The sequence below is a fragment of the Chitinophaga sp. genome, from assembly GCF_035564935.1.
In the GTDB taxonomy this organism is placed as follows: Bacteria; Bacteroidota; Bacteroidia; order Chitinophagales; family Chitinophagaceae; genus Chitinophaga.
Genome location: NZ_DATMTE010000755.1, coordinates 1 through 5,122, shown reverse-complemented (window position 1 = coordinate 5,122; position 5,122 = coordinate 1). Strand labels below are relative to the sequence as shown.

The window sequence follows — 5,122 nt, the reverse complement described above, 5'->3', positions numbered from 1 at the left end:
GTAAATATTTAAAACCTCCATGTTAAATAAACTACATCAAACACCTCTTTTTAAAAATATAGATAAGTTTCGTATATTGTGTACAACCAGTATTTGTCCAGCTAACCCGGTATCCTTCGAAATAGTAACCTTATTCAGAATCAACCAAAAAAAGAGTATGCTGAACCATATCAACAAGCATGCAGAAGGCCAGAGATCAATACCCGAAATGCGATCGGATCTGATAGCTATCGCTACGCATCAATTCAAAACACCCATCAGCGCCATCTCATCTTCCATTGAGTTACTCGAAACAAAAATGCAGCGGGATGAATTAATGCTACCGTTTTACGAACGCAATTTGTCGCGGATAAAGGAAGAAATAGACATTTTGAGTAACATGGTAGATGATATGCTTACTACCGGCAGCATGATAGCCGGTAACCCGGTAACAAAGCCGGAAGAAACCGATCTGCCCGTATTTGCCGCCATGATCCGGCAGCAATATTTCAGTCGCCGTACCGACCAGCGGCAACTTCATATCAGGATATACGGCCGCCCACGTGCCATCTCTATCGACAGAAGCCACCTCGCCGGCATACTTACCAATCTTATCAGTAATGCGTTTAAATATTCCACAGGCAACCCGTTACTCAGTTTGCACTACCGGAAAAATCATCTGTGCATTAAAGTAAAAGACAATGGTATCGGTATACCGGAAGCGGATATACGTTTTTTATTCACTCCTTATTTCCGTGCAGCAAATGCACGCAGTAAAGAAGGGACGGGCCTCGGGCTTGCCATTGTGAAATCCTATGTGGTGGCCAACAACGGGCATATTACGGTGAACAGTGGTGCAACCGGGTCGGTTTTCATAGTTACTTTTAATTATTAACGGATCAACATTACTGTTCCTTTAAGCAGATGCTGCCCGCCCCGGCTGTCTGCGTAGGTACATATATATACATAAGCCTGCACCCCTGCCGGCATTCCCTTATAACTTCCATCCCAGCCTGTTTCCGGCGTATCGGCCGCAAAAACCAGCGCTCCCCATCTGTCGTATACCCGTAACCGATAGTCATGTATGGCATCGTATACCTTCGGCCGGAACAAGTCGTTTTGCCCGTCGCCGTTAGGACTGAATGCGCCTGGCATTACCACCGTACAGTTTTTCCAGGGAGATATCACTTTGATGCCTGCACTGGCGCTGCAATCATGTGCGTCGGTTATTTCCGCTATATGCGTACCTGCTGCAAGCCCGGTGAACACACTGTCTGTTTGCCACGGCCCGTTATCCAGCCGGTACCTGAAAGGAGGCGCACCACCCGATACGTGCAGCATAGCCCTCCCATCGGCCACATCACCGCAACTGCAAGGCTTTATACTGGCCTGTATCGCCGGTGGTGTGAACGGATCGATAGCAGAAAGATTATCCATCAGCAGGGCGATGCCATACATGCTTTTATTACAGGGCGATGTAGGGTAAGCCCAACAGGAGATATAAGTATAATTATGGTGTGGCCTGAACAGGGCATGATACCGTTGCCAGTTCTCATGACTAAAATTGCCTGATACCCATAACAGTTCCGCTGTATCTCCCGGGGCATTGCCGCCAAAAATAGCCAGGTTGCCATAGCAGGCCGGGTACAAATAATAAGGGGTATAGGCCAGATCCAGGCTCAGTATATAGGCGCTGTCCTGTTCCAGGGCAGCCGGTAGCTGCTGTGCAACCCCTTCCAGGAAACCCTTCCCGCTGTGCATACCTATATAACTGTTGCCCGCTGAGGGAGCCAGCAGGATGTCAAAAACGCCCGGCTGTGTATCCGGCGTTCCATCTGCCACCAGCCAGTGAGCCGGGATAAAACCTTTCCCGGTACGGCCTTCCAGCGAAGGGTTATTCAAGGATATACGCTGTGCCTCCGCAGGCACATATAACGCCAGAAACAGCCAGCAGCACAGCATTCCGTTTATTACCGAGAGATCTGAAAACATACCGCCCATTTACCGGGATAAAATTACCGGTTCCCTTAATCACAGCATATACTCATAAGAGTAGTTTGTTATCCTACATTTCTTTTGTTTTATGTGCCTGAAAAAATATCTTTGCCCACGTAAAAGCCCCGGCACACCTTTGTGCCATTGTTTTAATCCGAAAACACCTTTATCATGAAAAGATCCGTACTGTATTTTGCCCTGGGAGCCTCCCTGCTCACCACTTTTGTGTCATGTAATGAAACCGGCAAAAAAGACGGTAACAGTGCATACGCAGACAAATCTGCATCGTCCGCAAATGATGTAATTGAGTACACCAACCTGATTGTAGACCTGTCGAACAAAAACTCCGACTATGTGGAACGGCTGGTAAACAATGCCGACCGCGTTACCGAACTATTATCCGGGAAGGGCAATCCCACCTTTCTCAGCACTATTATCAAGCCTGTGATGATTGGTATGATCAGCCACGGGAAAGTGAAAGTAGAAGAACCGGTAGATGCCTTAAATAAGGAAGATCAGAAATTCTTTAAAGAAAAAGTAGCCAGCTTTAAAGGATCTTTCGATCATCTGAAAACAACCTACACCCAACTGGATGATTACCTGAGAGCACAGGACTATAAAGACGACAAAGGCGCTAAAGGTCTTGCACTGGCGGATTCTATCCGCAGCGGCGCCCAGGCGTTCTTCGATCAGAAAGCCGTTCTGATGAAAAGAGTAAATGAAGTGGCAGACGCCAGTGAAGCGATCATCCTGAAAGACAGCCCCCTGAAAGAGTATGTACTGGCTATGAAAGGCGATATGCAGGCAGTGCGTGATTATATCAACCTGCTTGGGGAAAACGGCGAAGATTTCGCTAAAATCAGCGACAAAGCACAGGCAGCCTATGATGCACTGGAAAAAAACCAGGCTGCACATGCCGGTCTCGATATGGCCAACGCCGCAAAAGAAAGCAAAGAGGGCTATTATAAGAGCTTTTACGATAGCTACCACGACTTTCTCATCACCGCCAAAAGAATTATGCGCGACGCCAAAGAAAAAGGACAGATGACGGAAAGCCAGCTCGAAAGCCTGGACGGTGCGCTCGATAGCATGATCGGCAGGTATAACTCCTTTACAAAATAAACAGCTTCAAAAACAAAAAAACCGCAGCCAGGAATGGCTGCGGTGCTTTTCTTATCCACTCGTTTATCGTTGTAAACTCAACGCTGTATTATGCGAAAACTGTTGTAACGTAGCCGCTATCGTCTTTTCCAGTTCTGCGCCTTCCAGTTCTTTACGGAACGCTTTCTCCTCCAGCGCCAACATCACCTTATATAACGGTTCATTATTTACTTTCTTCTGCAGGTTAATTTCATTGCTTTCTCCATAGATCTTATCCCAGCTTTTACGCACCACCGCCCAGAAAGTCTTATGCTGTTCCCACCATTCCTTCGCCTGCCGGCATTTGCTTTCACTGGTACGGTTGTAGGTGTTCATCCCTTTTTCTCCCACTATCACCTTATCTATACCATTTGCACGGATCACCTTCCTGTTATCCTGCTCATGTATGGAACCGGTAGCCGTAATTTCATGATGATTAACCCGGTGTAATACGTTATAATCTTTGCGGGTAGTGTATTCCCTGCGCGGCAACGGTGCATCGGCCGCAGCCTCCCAGTAATGACGGCCATCGGCGTGTATCCAGGTGGCGGAACCTTCATAGCGGGGCTCATCATCCACACCATACACTTTCTGCGACCACTGGCCTTTTACCTGGGCAGCAGGCAGCAAAATCTTCTTCCACTGGTTGTCCTGCGTATAGGCCAGCAGTTGCTGGTTCTCGTATTGCCAGTCTTCCGTCCAGTGCTTAATAACAAAACTGTCGGCAATGAGCAGGTGCTGCAATACAATACGGCGCGGATCTTCTGCTGCCACTGTTATATATTCAACAGCATCTACAATTTTATGATACCCTTTAGGGGTATAGCCGGTATCTGAAGGAAATGTTTCTGTATACTCAAAAGTCACATCCTGGCAGCCGCACATACTTTTGATAGCAGCCTTATCCTGCGCCAGCTTATCGCCGCCCTTCTGGGCAGATGCTGCCAGCGTCATGAAGGCAATAATGGTTAAAATGGAAATACGCTTCATAAAAAATAAGGTGAGTAGTTAAGTGAGCAGGAATAAATACTTATACATCCCGGAGCTTATCTGAAATTGTGATGCAAAAGTACGGGCATAAATACAAGCGCTCTTACCAATTTGGGAAAGTTATTTACGAGATCCGGAAATTTGCATTTAACTTAGTTAGCCCGGATCACCAACCGGTACACAAACATTTTACATCAACAGTTGTTCATTAAATTTATGAAAACACAATACTTCCCTGCAGGCGACAGAGGCATTAAGAACATAGGCTGGCTGAAAAGTAATTTCTTCTTCAGCTTCAGCGATTTTTGCGATCCCATGCGGAGTGCTTTTGGTACCCTGTTCGCTTTCAACGATGATTATGTGGAAGCCGGTAAAGGCTTTGGTATCCACCCGCATGTGAATATGGAAATCATTTCCATTTTGCTGAAAGGAAAGATGAACCATAAGGATACCATGGGATACAGTACCGAAATAACAGCGCCCGCCGTGCAGATCATGAGCGCCGGCAGCGGGTTAAGACATGAAGAATACAACATCGGTACGGAAGAAGTGAACTTTCTGCAAATATGGATCGCTCCCAAGCAACAAAACATTGCGCCACGGTACCAGCAAAGAAATTTCCCGCTGGAAAAAAGAAAGAACAAACTGGTAACGGTTGTATCCGGCGAGGAAGGAATGGAGCATTGCTGGATCAATCAGAATGCAAAGTTATCGCTTGGCTATTATGAGCAGCCAGCTGGTATTACCTATACTTTCAACCCGGTAAACAAATGCCTGTTCATTTTTTCCATTTCCGGCGGGCTGAAAATACAGGAGCAGGTGCTGCAGCCGCGCGATGCGATCGGGATATGGGAAACCGGTGAAGTAACACTGCAGTGTGGGGAGAAAACGGAGTTCCTGATCATCGAAACACCTGTCAATCAAAAGTAAATGCCTGCTTAATACATATTAAATACAAACATATTATTGCTTTTATAAAATATAACATCCTATTTTTTCATACAGGTAATTTATTCCA

The 5,122-nt window shown here is 46.4% G+C and carries 5 protein-coding genes; 3 read left to right on the top strand and 2 right to left on the bottom strand.

Annotated features, from left to right (window positions below):
- The first annotated feature begins 157 nt into the window (after window positions 1-157).
- A complete protein-coding gene (locus tag VN105_RS19510; protein WP_325643298.1) occupies window positions 158-874 on the top strand; it encodes a HAMP domain-containing sensor histidine kinase in 717 nt (238 codons plus the stop codon).
- On the opposite strand, the gene VN105_RS19505 is transcribed toward VN105_RS19510, so the two are convergent.
- Complete coding sequence (locus tag VN105_RS19505) at window positions 871-1,971, bottom strand: gliding motility-associated C-terminal domain-containing protein (protein ID WP_325643296.1); 1,101 nt, start codon at window positions 1,969-1,971, stop codon at window positions 871-873. The two genes, VN105_RS19510 and VN105_RS19505, sit on opposite strands and share 4 nt — an antisense overlap.
- Before the next feature lie 174 nt (window positions 1,972-2,145).
- On the opposite strand from VN105_RS19505, the gene VN105_RS19500 reads away from it, so the two are divergent.
- The gene (locus VN105_RS19500) at window positions 2,146-3,096 is read left to right on the top strand and encodes a DUF3829 domain-containing protein (RefSeq protein ID WP_325643293.1); all 951 of its coding nucleotides are present in this window, start codon (window positions 2,146-2,148) and stop codon (window positions 3,094-3,096) included.
- A 63-nt stretch (window positions 3,097-3,159) separates the two neighbouring features.
- Here VN105_RS19500 and VN105_RS19495 read toward each other — a convergent pair whose 3' ends face one another.
- Entirely contained in the window at window positions 3,160-4,104 is a 945-nt protein-coding gene (locus VN105_RS19495; protein WP_325643291.1) for a DUF6607 family protein, read from the bottom strand.
- 216 nt (window positions 4,105-4,320) lie between these two features.
- Between VN105_RS19495 and VN105_RS19490 the strand changes: the two genes are divergently transcribed.
- On the top strand, window positions 4,321-5,034 hold the full coding sequence (locus VN105_RS19490) for a pirin family protein (protein WP_325643290.1): 714 nt from the start codon (window positions 4,321-4,323) through the stop codon (window positions 5,032-5,034).
- Window positions 5,035-5,122: the final 88 nt, after the last annotated feature.